Below are 15,987 nucleotides of genomic sequence, written 5' to 3'. Positions count from 1 at the left end.
TTGTGAAAAAATAGAAGGGATAAAATAATGTTAAATAAGAGTCAGATTAGATTTTGTTTAGACAAAATGGGAGAAATGTTTCCTGATGCACATTGTGAATTGAATCATTCTAATCCATTTGAATTAGTGATTGCTGTCGCTTTGTCTGCACAGTGTACAGATGTACTGGTCAATAAGGTAACAAAAGGGTTGTTTGAAAAGTATCAAGCCCCTGAGGATTATATAAATGTACCCCTTGAAGAGCTGGAGCAGGATATTCGTTCTATTGGTCTATACCGAAATAAGGCAAAAAATATCCAAAAGCTTTGTAAAATGCTACTTGAAGAGTACCAAGGGGAAGTTCCGAGAAATCGTGATGAATTAACAAACCTTCCCGGTGTTGGTAGAAAAACAGCCAATGTAGTGGTGTCTGTAGCCTTTGGTGTTCCTGCCATTGCCGTTGATACACATGTTGAGCGGGTAAGTAAACGGCTTGGTTTTTGTCGATATAAAGATTCGGTCCTTGAGGTAGAAAAAACGTTAATGAAAAAGGTGCCTCAGGAGGAATGGTCTGTGACGCATCACCGGATGATTTTTTTTGGACGATACCATTGCAAAGCGCAGAATCCGCAATGCCCGTCCTGTCCGTTATTGGAGCTGTGTCGTGAAGGAAAGAAACGAATGAAGGGAAAAGATAAAGTGTCATGAGTAATCAAATAGTCTTTCCTGTTGAGTGGACAGCGTTTTTACTGGAAAAAGAGTCAGTCTGGCAGGAAACATATACGCAGGAATTTCAGGTACATATTCCGCTGCTTTATGACGCTGCTTTTATTAATAGTATTGACACGCTTAAACCTTGGAATAGGATGGAAAGAACGATACCAGAAGTGTTTGAGAGTTGGACAATAATCAAAGCGGACCTGCATGAAAAGTTTTCGCATCGTGATGTAAACAATATCTTAGAACAGATGAAAAAAGGGATGGGCCTGTTTCTAGAGATACTATACTGGTGTAATCAATCACCAGTCGTTTGGAAGCTAGACAAAGCTGTTAAGCTTGTTCGTAAACCGGTGAATTGGGAAGAAAGGCTTGAATATATCCTGGCCAATCCAACCAAGTACCACTCCTATATTCAATTAGCAGAGCTTTTTTCAGAACAGGAAAAAAGCTACGTAAAACAGCAAACCGTCATGAAGGCAAAAAAAGCGTCGAAAAGCTAATGATCAGCTTTTCGACGCTTTTTTATTATCTTTTCACCTTATTTATTGTTGCGGAGTGGTGGAATTATGGTCCTGGGCTCCAGTTTGCGGCTGCTCGTTGGAGGAATCAACATCCTCCACATCATCATCTGGCTGTGTATGTCCAGGATTGGTTTGATTATTCCCATTACCGGATCCATTGTTGTTGCCAGGCCTTCCATTTCCATTATTTCCACCTGGATTACCGTTGTTATTGTTTGGATTTCCAGGATTGTTGCCTGGATTTTCTTCGTTATTATTTTCGTTACGACCTTCGTCAGTTTCCTCATCATTCTCTTGTTCTTCAGTAGGAATCGTGACACTGGTTGTAGCCGGGTTGCTTGTTTGTTCGTCTCTCACGGCAATGACCTTAAATGTATAGGTTCCGCCAGACTGAGGATTAGACATTCGCAATCCACTTTCAGACGTAGTGCTTAAAGCCTGTTCGGCACCGCCATTAAGCGAAACAGATACCTGATATTGCGTATCTTCATCTTCTCCATGAGACCAAGAGAGGACGATTTCATTGGTTTCTGAGTCATAAACTGCAGATAAATCAGAAGGACCTGTAAGTTTTTTGAATTTATTTGACACCGTGCTAGGTGCATTTCCTTTTACAGCATATTCATAAATCACCTGACTATCAGGTGTGTATTCACTGGCAAGCTTGGCAGGTCGAGAACCTTTTTCAACTCTCACCTTTTGTACTGATTTTGGAACGGTAAAGTCTGCAGTTTTTTTGTCTTCAGATACATACTTCATTAGTTTACTAAAGATTTCCATTGCGATTCGTTGATCTTTACCAGGAAGTATCGCATTCTTTCTTTCCTCGTAACCGGTCCATACGGCGGTGGTATAATTTGTCGTATAGCCGACAAACCATGCATCAGGTACAGCTCCGCTTGCGGTGATGCCAAATTTCTTCATTTCATCAGTGGAATAGTTAGTTGTTCCTGTTTTCCCTGCAACTGGAAGACCAGATACATTTGCCTTTTGACCTGTGCCATAAGGGGAAGAGACAACGCTCTTCAGCATATCGCTAATCATAAAGGCTGTGTAATCGCTCATCACCGCTTCTGATTTTGGTGCCATATTGATTTTGGTTCCATCGCGGAATTCAATTTCCTTAACAGAATGTGGCTCTGTATAATAGCCGTTATTTGCGAAGGCGCTATAGGCTCCCGCCATCTGCAAGGAAGTGACTCCATTTTTGAGTCCACCAATTGCATTTGATTCAACCATTTCCTCAAGGTTCAGTCCAAGATTATTAGCAAACTCATGTGCTCTTTCAAGTCCCACCTCCTGTAGGGCTTTTAAAGCAGGAACATTTCTAGACCTTGCTAACGCCTCTCGCATGGATAATGGGCCCATATGACTATGATCCCAGTTATTAATGGTTTGCCCCGTTGAATACTTATAGGGTTCATCGACAATTGTTTCGTAAGTACCCCATTTCAAAAATTCAATCGCAGGTCCATAATCTAGAATCGGTTTAATAGTCGATCCTGGCTGCCGCGGAACTGAAGTGGCATAATTTAAACCAAAATCGATGTCCTTATTTCTACTGCCTCCAAGGGCGCGGATTTCTCCTGTTTTTGTATCTAACAGGGTAATCCCAGCCTGAAATTTTTCATCAGGGAAGGGAACAATGTCGTTTTCATACATGATTTGATCGACATAGTTCTGTGCCTTTGTATCAAGGGTTGTATAAATTTTCAGCCCATCGGTGTATACATTTAATTCAGGATATTTTTCCTCAATTTCTTTTATCACTTGTCCAATAAAGGAATCGTATGGAATATCACCTTGCTGGGCACGCTCCTCCTCAAGGGAATCGGTGACAGATGCAGCTTGTGCTTCCTTCATTTCGCTTTCAGAAATATAACCATGCTGGTTCATTAATGAAAGGACAATATTTCTTCTTTTTTCTGCTTTGTCCGGATAGTTAAACGGGTTATAGTTGTTAGGACTTTGCGGCATTCCAGCCAGTAATGCTGCTTCAGGCAGGGTTAATTCATTTAAAGGCTTTCCAAAATAAACCTGTGATGCAGTGGCAATCCCCGTAATTCTTTCAGACATAAATACTTTATTAACATATAGTTCGAAAATTTCTTCTTTTGTATATTTGCGCTCTAGTTGGATGGATAACCATGCTTCCTGTGCTTTCCGTGAAAGGGTCTTATCAGCGGTTAAAAAGTAGTTTTTAACAACTTGCTGTGTAATTGTACTGGCACCCTCGGAACCAAAGCCGTTAGTAAAGTTTGCAATAACGGCTCCGCCTAAACGAATCGGGTCAACCCCATGGTGTTTGAAAAATCGTGAGTCTTCGGTTGCGATAACAGCATCCCTGACTAATTCGGGAATGTCCTCATACTCTACATATTCAAGCTTTTGTGTCCCAATTTCGGTGATGGGTTTTCCTTCTGTATCATAAATTTCTGAGGGTATTGCTGCTTTTAATGTATCTGCATCAAGCTTAGGTGCGTCTTTAACCATGAAAGCAAATGTAGCTGCTCCGCCAATTATGCCAATAATGCCTAGGGCTACGAGAATAAGAAAAACCCGTTTGAAAATCGATCCTTTTGGCTTTTTCTTCTTACTATGCTTATTTTTAGCAGCCTCCTGCTGTTTTCGACGCTCCTCCCTCGATTGATATTTCTCAGTCATACCTATTCCTTCCTTTCTCAAAAAACAACATAAGTACATTTATAAATCATAAAGATTATTAATGACTTTAATATAATCAATTCTTGGTTGAAAACCAAGTGGAATCTGGCATCCTAGGTTTTCGATTTCTAATTTGGTAATGGATTTTCTTCCACCATCCAGCATTCTCTGCCAAAAGGAGAGGAGATGCAGAGCCTCTAGAAAATAAACTTCCTCCGTCAACGAGAAACGCAGTAATACAAAGCAAATTCCTTTATGCTTTATAACCTGTTTCATATGTATAATCTGATGTTCATGAAAGTTCTTTAGCGGAAAAGAGGTCTCAAGTTTCGTTTCTTTCGCTTCAAAATCTATATATCTACCTTTATAGACACCATTATAGTCGGTTGTTGATGCTTGTTTAAAATAAGCTTCCTTTATTACCGCTGCACTTCTCTTTGGGTAATTCACATCAACAATTTGTACAGGTGTAGGTTTCTTATGAATGACAGCAAGTCCTTGCTCTAAATAATATTGATTTGTTTCATTAATGTCCTCCTCTAATGTCATCCCCCTTTTTCCGTAGGACCATTTTTTATCCATAGTTTTGCTCTTAGCAGTTTCTGCTGTTGCTGCTACATAGCGCTTACCATTCGGATAATGGAAAGTCATTATATTTCACCTCACATGCTATTACTTATAATATCAAATATCTGCGCATTCATGTTGAATAAAAAGAATCATTTAACAAACGATAGGAGTAAAAAAATCACGGAGAGCATTCAGTTTTCTACTGTTGATTATAGAAGCGTGAGGTTGCAAATTAAATCATGATACTAAAACCAGCATCACATCCTATCCTTTCAAATGAACAGCTTCTAGTGCAGAATATTAAAAATGAGACAAAAGCCTTAAACAAAGATAATATTTCCCGCACAGATGCTTATTTTCAATTTTATAAACAGCATCCGGAAATACATTGGTCCTTTTTGGCATCGATGGTTTCACGTAATGCTGGCTGGAATATGTGTGATTTAGAAGGAAGCTGGCTTCCACAGCTCTTAAGTAAGGAAGTTCGGGTAAGACTCTTCTATACCTATGAAAAAGCAAATTGGCTTATTTTTCGCGATGCGTATCCACAGTTATTGCTCTATCATTATTCGACGAAAGTGGATAGTGCCATGTTTCATTTATTGAATGAATTCCAAGTTTCTGCGTTTATGGAAAGAGAATGGAACCACTTCTGGAGCTATAGAGATTATAAACGCTTACTCATTTCACTCATTGTGAATGAACAGCATGTCATTCATAAACCAGTCATCACCCATCCGCATGTCCAAAGTAATGTTTTTCGAACCTTTACTTTTTTCTTTCAGGACTTGCTCCACTTTAGTTCAATCCTGTTGCCTACCTGTGAAGGGAATCTCTATGGGGCAAGCGTCAATGGGTTTAAAAATGTTCATAAACGGATAGATCTTGGCAAAAGAATTGCTTCCATTTTATTCAATGAACAGCTATATCCTGCCTTTTATAAGTTTGCATCTAAAAGTGTTCATACTGGCTCAAGATATGATTATGAATCTTATTTTATGAAAGGAAAAACGAGAGAGACGCCGATTTTGCGTGCGGTTTATCCTATTATAGAGCCTGGCACTCATGGAATAATGGACCACGAAGACTGGTCAGTGAGGACAAAAATAAGGAAGTCATGGTATGAAAATCCAATTCATTATCATCCTATTTTATTAAATGATTGGTTTTTTCGTAAGCAAAGCCAGATACAAAGAATGGCACTATTCAAACAGATAATAGAATGATGTATACCAATAATATAAAAAGCAAGGAGCGAGTCCTTGCTTTTTTTGTCTTACTTATGTTGAAGGACGATCAGGACCTTCAAGTTTTTTGTCTCCATAGCCAGGTTTTGATTCATTTAGTTTTTTAGGTTGGACTTTATTTTGTTTTTCTTTTTGCCCCATTTAAAACACCTCCACTACTAGTTTGTTCAAGGGGGATATTTTCATTCTTATTGTTTTGTCGAACAGAGTGCTTAAAAAGAAAATTTCTTCTACCTTTGCCGAATTCTAACTAGTTTTGTCAAGCGGGAAGGAAGATAAAAGGAAAGGGAGAATAAGTATTATTACTAAAGTTCAAGAGGGAGGCAGATGGAGAATGAAGGCAACTGTTATTGGAAGAGAAGAACTAATTGACATGTTTGAAGAGATGAATCATCAGCTCGAGCAATTGGATAAATCAATCAAGACCAATATGTCACAACAACAGGATGAATGGCAAAGAATACAGGAACAACGTATTGCTTTCTGTGACGAGCAATTGGAAACGCTGGAAAAGAACATGACCTCCTTAAAAGAACGAAAGGAACAGCCTAAAAAATCGTTAAAGTTGACACTTAGTTATTAAATATATACATTCAGTAAGGGAAGCCTAATGGCTTCTCTATTTTATTTGACAGGTAATACAATTAAGTTTGGGGTGAATGGAGATGACTCAGGGGCTGTTCAGTAAGACTGAGACACTGTTAGGTTTTTGCCAACAAGTTATGGGCATTTTTGTGGAAGCGAAGAAGTCAAATCAAGCAGCTGATTTTCATCATGAGGTGCTGCCATTTGCGAATAAGCTTAAAGAAGAGCTGGAAAGCTGGTATCCGCTTGCTAAAGGTTGGATTGTTTCTGTTCAACCACGGAATCTACATCTTGAACAGCTTGATTCGGTCATACAGCAGTTGGAAATACTTGCTGTTCAAGCCTTTTTTCCGCAAACGAGCATGACGCGCTTTCATCATATGATGCACTCTGTAGAGTTTGTCCTTAAGGGCATTCTTAATGAATTACATGACGATTATGTGTAAATGGAAAACAAAAAGGAAGTCTTCTATGTGGGGACTTCCTTTTGAACGGTATGTTCTAGGACTACAGCTACTGTGTTTGGCTGTTAATGTATTATGGAATGATCGATGAATATGTCGGGAAATTTCGCCCCTAAGTTTTCTAGTTCGCGAACAAGGTTTCGGTATTCAATGATTGAAATTTTATTTTGCACATACTCTTTTTTTGTGAAGTCCAATAAAACATTCACATCATCGGTTAAATAATCACGAAGCTGCAGAAACTTTAATTTTAGTTCGTGAATAGTCATGCCTATACCTCCTTCGTCTTTTACTTTATTTTAACATGACAAAAGAATTGTCAGTTGTTTTTAAAATATTTAGACTTCCGACAGAATCCCCCATCAGCTGACATAATCAGAAAAAGAAAGATACACCAATTGACACAGTCACCAACTGGGCGAATCCATCATATAATTAAAAATATAGGAACTTATAAAGGAGGGATACTGCCCGTGTATGCTCCAAGGTTTAGACACAGTCGTTACTTTGGATATCATTCTATGCCGTCCTTAGCCAATAAATTCGTAAATCTTGAAATGAGACAACAGCCATACTCAATCATGCAAGGGACTCAGCCTCCGTCTGATTATCCATACTTGAATCCTTATCAAGTACATCCGTCATATTTTCCTTCTTATCAAGGGTCTTCTGGCTATCTTCAGCCGCAGCCGTCACAACCATCCTATTCATCAACCGTGTTTCATAACCCGCTCCAGGAAAAAGAAGAGGCCTATATGTCATTACAGCAGCCGCAGCAGAACGGCTATCCCTACATGAATCCATATCCTAAGGGATCTTTTCTTACGAAGCCGCCGTCAGGAATGAAAACAGTGTTAAATTCGTTCAAGGCACAGGATGGAACATTAGATATCAACAAAATGGTTGATACTGCTGGGCAAATGATTAATGCTGTCAGTCAGGTATCATCTGTTGTAAAAGGATTCGGAGGCATGTTTAAAGCTTAATAGCAAATACTCGAATACGGTCCTTGATATGGACCGTTTTTTTTATTAGACAAGGACTTTAATCACTATTTGTCACAGTTTGTTCGAAAATCACTGGTTAAATAGTGAAAATTTTATGACATTCATTCAAAGTGTGATATGAATCACAGGTATGGTAATTTCAGGAAGGTACACTGTAAAGGAATTCAAGTAGAGAGGGGATTTGTAAAGAATGTTTTGTTACCAATGTGAGCAAACACCTACTGGTGGCTGTAAAGTTATCGGTGTTTGTGGAAAAGATGAAACCATTGCCAGTTTGCAGGATACCATCATTTTCGGATTAAAGGGAATTGCTGCCTATCGTACTCATGCAAATCAATTAGGCTATACAGATCCGTTTGTCGATGCAACAACACATGAAGCATTGTATATGACATTAACAAATTCGAATTTCAATGTCCAGGAGCATATTGAAATGGCTATGAAGGTCGGTCAGTCTGCAGTGCGTATTATGGAAGTACTAGATGAAGCACATACAAAGCTACTTGGTATTCCAGAGCCTGTACGTGTATCACAGAATAAAATTGAAGGTAAATCGATTGTTGTGACAGGACATAATTTATTTGCCCTTGAGCAATTATTGAAACAAACAGAAGGAAAAGGAATTAATATCTATACACATTCAGAAATGCTTCCAGCACATGGTTATCCTGAATTGAAGAAATACGACCATTTGAAAGGCAATATCGGAAAAGCTTGGTATGACCAACGAAGATTGTTTGAAAAATTCCCGGGTGCTATTTTGGCTACGACAAACTGTGTTATGCCGATAAAAGGTACCTATGCTGACCGTATGTACTCCTATGAGGTGGCGGGACTTGAAGGGGTACAGAAAATCGAGGAGGATGATTTCAGTCCATTAATTAACCGGGCACTGGAGCTTCCAGAAGCAAATATTGAATCAGATGAAACCTTGCTTACCGGTTTTCATCATGAAACAGTTCTTGGATTAGCACCTGAGGTAATTGCAGCAGTTAAGGAAGGCAAAATTAAACGCTTCTTCGTTATTGCGGGCTGTGATGCGCCTGGAAAAGGTGGGGAATATTATCGTGAATTAGCGACTTCGCTGCCTCCAGAAACGGTCATCTTAACTACTTCCTGTGGTAAATTCCGTTTTAATGATGTGGACTATGGAACCGTTCCAGGCACTGATATTCCTCGATATATTGATTTAGGACAGTGTAATAATTCCGGTTCAACAGTAAAAATAGCAAAAGCTTTGGCGGACGCCTTTGAGTGTGAAATCAATGAACTGCCTGTAAGCATTGTACTTTCCTGGTTTGAGCAAAAGGCCGTTGCCATTCTTCTTGGATTATTCAGCCTTGGAATTCAAGATATTCGGATTGGACCAAAGCCACCTGAATTTATCTCTGAAGGAGTTATGAGTGTTTTACAGCAGACCTTTAACCTGAAATTAATCGGAACCGCCGCAGAAGATATGAAGGAAATGCTCCAATTAAATTAAAGCATTGAAAAAGAGAGTGAATCCCACTCTCTTTTTTGAATTGGTTTAAGAGAATAGCTCCTCTGCCAACACCTCTGCATCAAACAATAAATCACTGTCTGAATCAGCTTCAATAAGATTCTCTTTTTTAAGCTTAGTTAGGGTGCGGCTAACGGTCTCTCTTGTCGTTCCAATCATATTAGCCAAATCACGATTAGTAAATTCACCTTTTAAAAGAGTACGTCCATCATCTAATTGTTGGCCATGCTCTTTTCCAAGTCTTAGAAGTAGCTTAACGATTTGCTGATAGGTATTATTAAGAATTTGTGATTCTAATCTTTCCTGCAAATCAACAATTTTTTCTCCTAATACCTTAAAGACTTTAATACACAGCTCAGGGTTGTCGATTAAAACTCGTTCAAATTGGACAATTGGGACAACGACGAGGTTGGCATTTTCGAGTACTTCAGAGAATGCTGGATAGCCGCCTTTGCGGAAAAAACCAACATGCGGGAACATATCTCCTTTTTTTAGAATGGATACAATCTGTTCTTTTCCATTGACATCTGTTTTATATATTTTTACTTTACCATCGTATATAAAATAAACATTTTCAAGAGGTTCATCCTGTAAAAAAACATGACTGCCCTTGTTCCATTCCCTTGAAATAGATATTTCAACAATCTTATTGATTTCGTGTTTGCTTAGCTCACGAAATAAGGAAAACTCGGATAATACGTCTTCGATTTGTTCTTTATTCATGCTGACACCTCATCACATTTCTTAACTCCTATTGTAACAAAAAAGACATAAAAATGTCCGTTTATTCTTGTGCAAAGATAATAAATTAAAATATATCAAGGTTTTACCTTTTATAACGAACGTTTATTCGATAAAATAAACGTTATGAGGTGAGAATGAATGAATCGTCGAAAGAGTTTGCAAGAAATTATTCAACAATTAAAGCTAACCGATGACGTGAAAGAAAATATTGTTCATTGGCAGACAATGGAGGCAAGGGAAGCGAGGACGGTTGATTTTCCAGCCTCTATTCATCCTTCGCTTAGAGCGGCCTTGCAGAGTCGGGGAATTCATACATTATATACTCATCAAAGAGAAGCATTTGAATCGGTAATGGAAAAGAGAAACATTGTTGCGGTTACACCAACTGCCTCCGGGAAGACTTTATGCTATAACCTTCCCGTTCTTGAAACCATCACTCGTAATCCAAATGCAAGAGCACTATATATGTTTCCGACCAAGGCGCTTGCCCAGGATCAAAAAAGTGAAATAAATGAATTAATCCAGGACGCAGGCCTGCAAATCAACAGCTACACGTATGATGGTGACACACCGGCTAATATTCGACAAAAGGTAAGAAAGGCTGGGCATATTGTCATTACAAATCCAGATATGCTTCACTCTGCAATTTTACCCCATCATACGAAATGGGTTTCTCTCTTTGAAAATTTAACCTATGTAATTATTGATGAGCTTCATATTTATAGGGGTGTATTTGGTAGTCATGTTGCCAATGTCATTAGAAGGTTAAAAAGAATTTGCCAATATTATGGCAGCAATCCGATTTTTATTTGTACCTCGGCAACGATTGCTAATCCACTCGAGCTCGCTGAAGCACTAACTGATAGTCAAATGGTTCTTATTGATAACAACGGAGCACCGAGTGGCGTAAAGCATTTTCTTTTTTATAACCCTCCAATTGTCAATAAACCGTTAAATATTCGCAGAAGTGCAACACTTGAGGTGCGAAAGCTGGCTGCTGAGTTATTGAGGAATAAAATTCAAACGATTGTTTTTGCCCGCAGCAGAGTTAGAGTCGAGATTCTATTAACGTATTTAAAGGAACTGGTCAAATATCAGCTTGGTCCAAAAGCAATTAGAGGCTATCGAGGCGGCTATTTACCGACTGAACGCCGTAGTATTGAAAATGGTTTGCGTTCAGGTGAAATCTACGGTGTCGTAAGTACAAATGCGCTCGAACTTGGTGTTGATATTGGTCAGCTTCAGGTATGTATCATGACGGGTTACCCCGGTACAATTGCAAGTGCCTGGCAACAGGCTGGAAGGGCTGGAAGACGGCATAGCGAATCACTTGTTATGATGGTAGCCAGCTCCAGTCCGCTTGACCAATATATTATTGGACACCCAGAATATTTTTTTCACCGCAGTCCGGAAAGTGCCCGAATAAATCCAGATAATTTAATTATTCTAATTGATCACATTAAATGTGCTGCCTATGAGTTACCTTTTAAAGAAGGAGAGAGCTTTGGAAGCTTTCAAACTAATGAAATTCTAGATTATTTAAGCGAGGAAAGGGTTCTGTATAAGAATGGTGATAAATGGTATTGGATGAATGATTCCTTCCCTGCCCATAATATTTCACTCCGGTCGGCTTCGCAGGAAAATGTAGTAATCATCGACATTTCTGAAACAGCTCATGCAAGGGTCATTGGTGAAATGGATCGTTTTTCAGCCATGACGCTTTTGCATGAAGAAGCTATCTACTTACATCAAGGAGTTCAATATCAGGTGGAAACCCTTGACTGGGAGGAAAAGAAGGCGTTTGTCCGTGAGGTTGCCGTCGATTACTATACAGATGCAAATCTGGCCGTGGAACTAAAGGTGCTTGAAGTGGATAAGCAGCATAATATAAATCGGTTGGAAATCGGTTATGGTGATGTGAGTGTCCTGGCAATGGCAACAATCTTTAAGAAAATAAAATTTGAAACACATGAGAATATTGGCTCTGGGCCTATTTCGCTTCCGGAGGAGGAGCTTCATACAAGTGCTGCCTGGATTTCTTTAGATAAAGAGCAGAGCGGGCTCAGTGAAGAAAAGCTTGATCAAGGTTTAATTGGCATGGCCCATGCACTTAGACATATTGCACCACTGTTTGTGATGTGTGACGCACAGGATATCCATGTTGTCCCACAGGTAAAAGCAGCTCATAATGAGAAGCCGACTGTCTTTTTCTATGATCGTTATCCTGGAGGGGTAGGGCTGAGTGATAAAATCTATCAAGGAATTGAAACCATATTAGATGAGGCTAAGAAAATGGTGCAAAACTGTGCCTGTGAAGCCGGCTGTCCATCCTGTATCGGCATGGATGTGCAAAACGAATCAGCAAAACATGATACAATTAAGCTGCTTTCTTTTATTCAAAATTCAACTCTTTCCTAGGTGAATAATCATGTCAATAAAAAATAAACTAAATCGCTTAAAGGCACATATACGTACTGAGAAGGATGATCTGAAATCGGAAGCTTTTGCTATTCTACCCAACAAGGGAGGGGAGGACATTCCGTTTCTTGAAAAATGGAGGGAATTTGGCGTATTACCGTACTACACAGATCATGATTACTGTTTCATTCGCGAAGTAAAGTATTCCCTCGATACAATGCACGGGAAATATCGTTACTCTGACTATTTACAGGCTGTGGCTGCCTGGAATGATAGTGCGGTTAATCATCCCCTATCTGCTAAAGGTTATCAGCCGGATGAGTTATTTTTCTTTGATACGGAAACAACCGGGCTTGGGGGCGGTGCTGGAAATACGATCTTTTTACTGGGACATGCTAGCTTTAACGGTAAGGAGATTGTATTAAAGCAGCATATTCTCCCGCAGCCTGGGTCAGAGGTTCCTCTTTATTTGAGCTTTTTAGAGAATATTGATTACGCTAAGATGGTGACCTATAATGGCAAGGCTTTTGACTGGCCGCAGGTAAAAACAAGGCATACGTTAATCAGAGAGCATGTTCCGAAGCTTCCTCCATTTGGTCATTTTGACCTTTATCACGCAGCAAGGAGAATCTGGAAGCATCGTTTAGAAAGTGTCAAGCTTTCAATGGTTGAAAAAGAAATTTTAGCCTTTGAAAGAAAAGATGATGTACCAGGCTTCCTAGCGCCAATGATTTATTTTGACTTTGTTGAACGGAAGGATCCTGAGGGCATGATTGGAATTCTAAAGCATAATGAATTGGACATTTTATCGCTCATAACCCTTTACACACATCTTTCCTATCAGTTATTAGGCATTGATCAAGCACAAACAGGGAAGGAAACCTTTGAAGTGGGTCGCTGGTATTCCTATCTTGGCGAGACAGATGCAGCTGAAGAGGTATTTTCAAAGCTGACAGAAGGAAATCAAGTAGAAGCTGTCAAAGCTAAGCATGCTCTTGCATTTCAAGCAAAAAAAAAGCAAAATTGGCCAGAAGCAGTCAGTCTATGGGAAGAGGTAGTAAGTCAGGGAGATTCTCTTAGCCAAGTAGAGGCTTGTATCGAGCTAGCAAAGATATATGAACATCGCTACAAGAACATGGACAAGGCCTTAGGAGTGACAGAGCAAGCGCTAGATATATATGGACGTCAGCATAATCGGGTATATGACGACTTGTTAAAAAGGATGAACCGACTAAAGAGAAAACAATTGAAAAAATGATTGTTTGTGTCAAATAAATGACAGTTTTTCTTTTTTTTGTTCTATAGGCTAATAAACAGTTGTTTGTCTCCTCACTTGCGAGTAAAATTAGAAATTGTTGAGTTTTATTAGATTAAAAATGAGTGAGGCGGGGAACATGTATAAAGCTATTCTGTATCTCTTTTTTGTTGTGATCGGTTTAACTGCCCTTATTTTTACAAGCTTTAGAGATAATTTCTATGCACTTTTTTAGAATTAGTGGGTTTATAAAGGGTAGCCAAATTTAGGTATATTCATTAGTACAAGATACCTCCGATTATCATAGGTTATTAATGTAAAGTAATTTATGATGAAAGGAGAAAATATAATGCATTGCAGACCAACAAAAGTGTTACCGGCAATTGTTTGTCCGACAAAGTGCTGCGTTACTCATAGTCAAGAAAATGTTGTGGTTCCTGTTGTTCATCCTTCACATACAACGCATGTAAACCACACAAACTATCAATATCAACATCATTTTCCACATACTCAATCCTTCGTGAATGAGGTGACAAGCACAAACATCGGTCCTGTTCCTGGTCCGCCACCTGCACCGACTACTGGCTTTGGACCAACAGGATACCCTGGTTACCGACCTCCTGGAATGAGACCAAGACCTGGATTTTTTAGATAGTAATAAAAACAAGGGCCGATATTAGCCCTTGTTTTTTCTTAATGGTAGAATGATAAAGAGTGGATTTATTTTTCCAATGAGATAGGTGGGAAGGATTTGGCTAAGGTAGCAGCGATATCAGGATATAAATCCTTTGAACTTGGCATATTAAAAAAAAATCATCCAGCCATTCCATACATAAAAAAAGCGATTCGCAATTCTTTGCAGGGAATGCTTGAGGAAGGTCTAGAATGGGTATTGATTTCAGGTCAGTTAGGTACAGAGCTATGGGCTGCAGAAGTAGTGTTTGAGCTACGGGAAACAGAATATCCGGAGTTGAAGCTGGCTGTTATTACACCATATCTTGAACAAGAGGCAGCCTGGAGTGAAACTAATAAAGAGTGGTATGAATCTATATTAATGGAAGCCGATTTCGTTGATTCAGTATCGCATCGCCCCTATGAAAAGCCATGGCAGCTTCGTATGAAGAACCAATTTCATATTGAAAAAAGTGATATTCTCTTACTTTTCTATGACTCAGAAAAGGAAGGCAGCCCTAAATATCTATATGAAATAGCAAAACATTATCAGGAAAACAATGAATACGAAATTCGAACCATTCAGTTTTATGATTTACAAGTATTAGCAGAAGAAGAGCAATGGAATTATGATCATTTTAGTTAGGCTAAGCAAAGCGTAAGCCTAAAAGAAAGAAAAATTGACAAAAACGTATATTTTTGAAAAAATATACATTACATGGGCTATGGTTGAGGTGAGAATGATGCTTGCTGATAAAGTGAAATTGACGGCAAAGGACATATTGGAAAAAGAATTTAAAACAGCGATGAGAGGCTATAAGCCAGAAGATGTAGATAAGTTTCTTGATCTTATTATAAAGGATTATGAAACCTTTCATCAGGAAATTGAAGAATTACAACAGGAAAATATGCGATTAAGAAAACAAGTGGAGGAGGCCGCAAAGCGTCCAACCACACAAACTGCTGGTACAACTAATTTTGATATTTTAAAACGATTATCTAATCTTGAAAAGCATGTTTTTGGAAGTAAATTGTACGAATAACTTTTATTGCTATTGTTATTACGATGGAGTTTTATTATAATGTACATTGTGATCATTAATAGCGTTCGGGTAATCGCTGTATGATTCATCATGCAGAGGAAAGTCCATGCTCGCACAGACTGAGATGTTTGTAGTGTTCGTGCCTGGCGAAGTCATAAGCCAGGGCAGTCGGGTAACCGGCTGACGGCAGGGAAAATACCTAAGTCTCTTGAGATATGGTATGAATACCTTGAAGGTGCCACAGTGACGGAGCCTTTTCAGAAATGTAAAGGGTGGAACGAGGTAAACCCCACGAGTGAGAAACCCAAATTATGGTAGGGGCACTTTCTTGGAGGAAATGAACGAAGAGAAGGACAGATGATTATCATCTGTAGATAGATGATTACCACCTGAGTACAAGACTAAGGGTCGCTTGCAGTACAAAGGAACAAAACATGGCTTACAGAACGTTATTAATGTCTGATGAAAGATTAAAAGCTCTCCCAAAAAAGGAGAGCTTTTCTTGTAATTCCTAAGGATATGATAAGTTTTTTGTGCATTGTTTTTGGGTAAAACTGGATAATAATGTAACAGGGATACATATAAAGCGACAATAAT

The 15,987-nt window shown here is 38.9% G+C and carries 16 protein-coding genes and 1 other RNA gene; 13 read left to right on the top strand and 4 right to left on the bottom strand.

Annotation, left to right across the window (positions count from 1 at the left end; all coding sequences use genetic code 11):
* Positions 1-27 precede the first annotated feature (27 nt).
* Positions 28-687 (top strand): endonuclease III, encoded by a 660-nt coding sequence (gene nth / locus BQ5321_RS16690; protein ID WP_071395559.1) that lies wholly within the window; start codon positions 28-30, stop codon positions 685-687.
* Positions 684-1,199 (top strand): YpoC family protein, encoded by a 516-nt coding sequence (locus tag BQ5321_RS16685; RefSeq protein ID WP_071395558.1) that lies wholly within the window; start codon positions 684-686, stop codon positions 1,197-1,199. Before nth ends, BQ5321_RS16685 begins: the two co-directional genes overlap by 4 nt.
* 42 nt (positions 1,200-1,241) lie before the next feature.
* Here BQ5321_RS16685 and BQ5321_RS16680 read toward each other — a convergent pair whose 3' ends face one another.
* Both BQ5321_RS16680 and recU read right to left on the bottom strand, forming a co-directional pair.
* On the bottom strand, positions 1,242-3,884 hold the full coding sequence (locus BQ5321_RS16680) for a transglycosylase domain-containing protein (RefSeq protein WP_071395557.1): 2,643 nt from the start codon (positions 3,882-3,884) through the stop codon (positions 1,242-1,244).
* Positions 3,885-3,923: 39 nt separating this feature from the next.
* Positions 3,924-4,535 (bottom strand): Holliday junction resolvase RecU, encoded by a 612-nt coding sequence (gene recU / locus BQ5321_RS16675; protein WP_071395556.1) that lies wholly within the window; start codon positions 4,533-4,535, stop codon positions 3,924-3,926.
* A gap of 158 nt (positions 4,536-4,693) precedes the next feature.
* Between recU and BQ5321_RS16670 the strand changes: the two genes are divergently transcribed.
* The 3 genes from BQ5321_RS16670 to BQ5321_RS16660 all read left to right on the top strand — a co-directional run bounded on the left by BQ5321_RS16670 (position 4,694) and on the right by BQ5321_RS16660 (position 6,732).
* Complete coding sequence (locus tag BQ5321_RS16670) at positions 4,694-5,680, top strand: DUF2515 family protein (protein WP_071395555.1); 987 nt, start codon at positions 4,694-4,696, stop codon at positions 5,678-5,680.
* 355 nt (positions 5,681-6,035) lie between these two features.
* Positions 6,036-6,284, top strand: coding sequence for a hypothetical protein (locus BQ5321_RS16665; RefSeq protein WP_071395554.1), 249 nt, complete (start codon positions 6,036-6,038; stop codon positions 6,282-6,284).
* Between the two features lie 82 nt (positions 6,285-6,366).
* Positions 6,367-6,732, top strand: coding sequence for a DUF1798 family protein (locus tag BQ5321_RS16660; protein WP_071395553.1), 366 nt, complete (start codon positions 6,367-6,369; stop codon positions 6,730-6,732).
* A gap of 83 nt (positions 6,733-6,815) precedes the next feature.
* Here BQ5321_RS16660 and yppF read toward each other — a convergent pair whose 3' ends face one another.
* Positions 6,816-7,019 carry a YppF family protein gene (gene yppF, locus BQ5321_RS16655; RefSeq protein ID WP_071395552.1) on the bottom strand — a complete coding sequence of 68 codons (204 nt, stop codon included), beginning with the start codon at positions 7,017-7,019 and terminating at the stop codon, positions 6,816-6,818.
* Positions 7,020-7,223: 204 nt separating this feature from the next.
* Here yppF and BQ5321_RS16650 point away from each other — a divergent pair, with 204 nt between their 5' ends.
* Both BQ5321_RS16650 and hcp read left to right on the top strand, forming a co-directional pair.
* Positions 7,224-7,736, top strand: a complete 513-nt coding sequence (locus tag BQ5321_RS16650) for a YppG family protein (RefSeq protein WP_071395551.1) — start codon at positions 7,224-7,226, stop codon at positions 7,734-7,736.
* 211 nt (positions 7,737-7,947) lie between these two features.
* Positions 7,948-9,240 (top strand): hydroxylamine reductase, encoded by a 1,293-nt coding sequence (gene hcp / locus BQ5321_RS16645; protein WP_071395550.1) that lies wholly within the window; start codon positions 7,948-7,950, stop codon positions 9,238-9,240.
* Between the two features lie 45 nt (positions 9,241-9,285).
* On the opposite strand, the gene BQ5321_RS16640 is transcribed toward hcp, so the two are convergent.
* Entirely contained in the window at positions 9,286-9,981 is a 696-nt protein-coding gene (locus BQ5321_RS16640; protein WP_071395549.1) for a Crp/Fnr family transcriptional regulator, read from the bottom strand.
* A 159-nt stretch (positions 9,982-10,140) separates the two neighbouring features.
* Between BQ5321_RS16640 and BQ5321_RS16635 the strand changes: the two genes are divergently transcribed.
* The 6 genes from BQ5321_RS16635 to rnpB all read left to right on the top strand — a co-directional run bounded on the left by BQ5321_RS16635 (position 10,141) and on the right by rnpB (position 15,837).
* Positions 10,141-12,420: a DEAD/DEAH box helicase gene (locus tag BQ5321_RS16635; RefSeq protein WP_071395548.1), complete on the top strand. Its 2,280-nt coding sequence runs from the start codon at positions 10,141-10,143 to the stop codon at positions 12,418-12,420.
* 10 nt (positions 12,421-12,430) lie between these two features.
* A complete protein-coding gene (locus tag BQ5321_RS16630) occupies positions 12,431-13,678 on the top strand; it encodes a ribonuclease H-like domain-containing protein (RefSeq protein ID WP_071395547.1) in 1,248 nt (415 codons plus the stop codon).
* 346 nt (positions 13,679-14,024) lie between these two features.
* Positions 14,025-14,330 carry a CotD family spore coat protein gene (locus BQ5321_RS16625; protein WP_071395546.1) on the top strand — a complete coding sequence of 102 codons (306 nt, stop codon included), beginning with the start codon at positions 14,025-14,027 and terminating at the stop codon, positions 14,328-14,330.
* Positions 14,331-14,426: 96 nt separating this feature from the next.
* On the top strand, positions 14,427-14,993 hold the full coding sequence (locus BQ5321_RS16620; RefSeq protein ID WP_071395545.1) for an SLOG family protein: 567 nt from the start codon (positions 14,427-14,429) through the stop codon (positions 14,991-14,993).
* Positions 14,994-15,090: 97 nt separating this feature from the next.
* The gene (gpsB, locus tag BQ5321_RS16615) at positions 15,091-15,390 is read left to right on the top strand and encodes a cell division regulator GpsB (protein WP_071396955.1); all 300 of its coding nucleotides are present in this window, start codon (positions 15,091-15,093) and stop codon (positions 15,388-15,390) included.
* A gap of 61 nt (positions 15,391-15,451) precedes the next feature.
* An RNA gene (gene rnpB / locus BQ5321_RS16610) (RNase P RNA component class B) lies at positions 15,452-15,837 on the top strand.
* Positions 15,838-15,987 lie beyond the last annotated feature (150 nt).

The organism is Bacillus tuaregi (assembly GCF_900104575.1).
GTDB classification, from domain to species: Bacteria; Bacillota; Bacilli; order Bacillales; family Cytobacillaceae; genus Bacillus_BD; species Bacillus_BD tuaregi.
Note: the sequence above shows the minus strand (reverse complement) of the source record. Positions and strands in the feature narration are given on the sequence as shown.